Below are 2,395 nucleotides of genomic sequence, written 5' to 3'. Positions count from 1 at the left end.
GCTCCTTACCTGCATCAATTGTGCCATTGCCGTCTCTGTCAAATACCAGAAGCCCGTCGTCACTGCCCACCCAGCCGCTTTTTTCAGAGAATCCGTTATTATCAAGGTCAAAATGAACCCCGTTTTGTACACTTAGCGTTTCTACTCCATCCCCGTCTAAATCAAAGATAATAGGGTCAATTCTGGGAGGACTTGCACCTTCAGCCTCTCCAAAGAGCCATCCAATAAAATCACTGACAGCATGTCCAAGCTCACTGCCGACCATCCAGCCAACAACACCTGCTCCAAGCTCAAGCAGGATTCCTCCCGCGATACCTAAGGGCCCTCCGCAGGTGCCCAGAGCTAAAGCGAAAGGCGCAACCGCCTCTGCAAATGCGGCAGCTGTTGCAAAGCCTCCTGCCGTTTCAAGAGTCCAGTCGCGCACAATTTTATTCCCTGCTTCAGTGTCACCTGCTTTATAAGCTTTATCCGCCTCACCTATCATGTTTACGCAATCTACTGCTATTAACAAGGCTCCCACAGCTCCAAGCGCCTTGAAGGTTATACCTCGGGCTTTAAGATATTTTGCTTCCCTCAAGCTTTCAGCGGCATTTGTCAGTGCGGGGTATTGATTTCTGAAATCAGAAGCAGATGAATTGCCTGCATTTTGCTCAATAGCCTTTACGGCATCCATCGTTTGCCTGACAATTTCAGGGTTTGATTCTCCTAATTTTGATACATATTCATCTATAGAAGGATATTTTGCTCTTATTTCAGCATCTGATGCCTGTCCCATAATCTCTGCAAGAGTCATTTTACTTTTTGTACCATCAGGAATATCAATAGGAGAGTTGCCTGTAAGCTTTGAGGTGTCTGCACCAAGAATTACTTTCTTTATAGTTATTTCACCATTAGGAGCCGCTTCAAATACTTCTCCCATATAAACATCTACTCCTGCCATATTTTGACGAGACTGGTATGATACCACTTCACGTATAACCTCCAACGCTTGGCTTTCGGAGTATTTACCGTTTATCAGACTATCTTTAAGACTGAGTAGCTGCTCCTTTGGTATTCCGTCAATGCTTGTGACTTTAGACATTTCAAGCAAAGTAGGCAGCTCAGTTAGAGCCCATACATTGCTTGAGGCGTTGGTATTAATATCTAGCGTTGCTCCTCCTGTATAAGTAATTACATTGCCATGAGCATTTGTAAGCATTGCGTTCTTTGAAACAAAGTCATTATATGCCAGAATATTATCTATACCGTAAGCTGTACGGACACCGTTTACTTTAGAACCGTCTATCAGATTATTTGCAATATCAATATTCCCCACTGCACGTTGAAGTGAAATCCTAAATTCAGTGCTAATAAGTATTTCTCCTGCTTGGATATCACTAATATAGCATAAAGTACCACTACTACTTTGGGAAGATGCCTTAGCAAGTTGATATGCATATGTATCTCCAATCTGCCCGCTATATGGAATAATATTAGCTCCCTTCGTAGGTGCTTCAAAAGAAAGCTGACCTATTTTATTCTGAACATCAACAGCTAATTTTGCAGTCTGTTCATGAGTTAAAGTTTTCCCTTCAGCCAAACCATTTTCACTTCTCCATGAATCAATATAATCAATTATACTTTGTATATCAGTATCCATTTATTTCACCTCCTGCATATATACAGGCTCAGCTATATACTCAAAGTTAACCCTTTTGACACAATTTCTAATGCCTGCAAAACCCATTGCGTCGAAGGCCTCCTTAATAATCTCAATCATCTTGTCATTATCCTTTAATAAGCATATAGGTGCTTTGATTTTTGTTATTTTCCACCACATTTCTATACCGGTATCATAATCTCCCTTACCATTACAAAAGGTATCTAAAAATATTACGCTTTTTCCCCATACAAGTGCATAATACATTGGTATTTCCGATTCATATGTACCCTGTCCTCCCAAACCTACCATAAAAACTTCTCGTTCCCTATCTATTGTCCATTCTCTTGAATATAAGAGTTTATCTGTAAAAGGACTTTTTAAATTAAAAGAATTAAAATACTTCCTGTCACCTTCCGGTATCTTCTCATACACAAATGCCATAATTTTGTCTCCTTTTTATAAAAATATTTTTTAATAATATTATCAAAAATCATACTTACCTCATTCAGTATTCCACATAATCAATTATGTACCCAATAGCAGCCATTATTTGTTCACCTCCTTGATAAACCAAGGTGAAGCTATATATTCAAAATTTACTTTTACATAGGAATAATTTTTATCACCTGTATCATATGCTATTAGAGCATCTTTTATAATATCCATCATTTCATCCTTATCCTTCAAAAGGCATTCGGGTGCTTCAATTCTTGTTATTTTCCAATTATATTCCATACCCGTAGATTTTCTTCC

3 protein-coding genes are annotated in these 2,395 nt (G+C 39.0%); all 3 read right to left on the bottom strand.

Annotation, left to right across the window (positions count from 1 at the left end; translation table 11 throughout):
• A partial coding sequence (locus tag LY28_RS18685) for a hypothetical protein (protein WP_207658151.1) occupies positions 1-1,639 on the bottom strand: 1,639 nt, incomplete at its 3' end.
• Positions 1,640-2,083, bottom strand: a complete 444-nt coding sequence (locus LY28_RS18680; protein ID WP_110463680.1) for a hypothetical protein — start codon at positions 2,081-2,083, stop codon at positions 1,640-1,642.
• A gap of 105 nt (positions 2,084-2,188) precedes the next feature.
• On the bottom strand, positions 2,189-2,395 hold a 207-nt coding region (locus LY28_RS18675), incomplete at its 5' end, for a hypothetical protein (protein WP_207658149.1).

This window comes from Ruminiclostridium sufflavum DSM 19573 (assembly GCF_003208175.1).
Classification (GTDB): Bacteria; Bacillota; Clostridia; order Acetivibrionales; family DSM-1351; genus Ruminiclostridium; species Ruminiclostridium sufflavum.
Note: the sequence above shows the minus strand (reverse complement) of the source record. Positions and strands in the feature narration are given on the sequence as shown.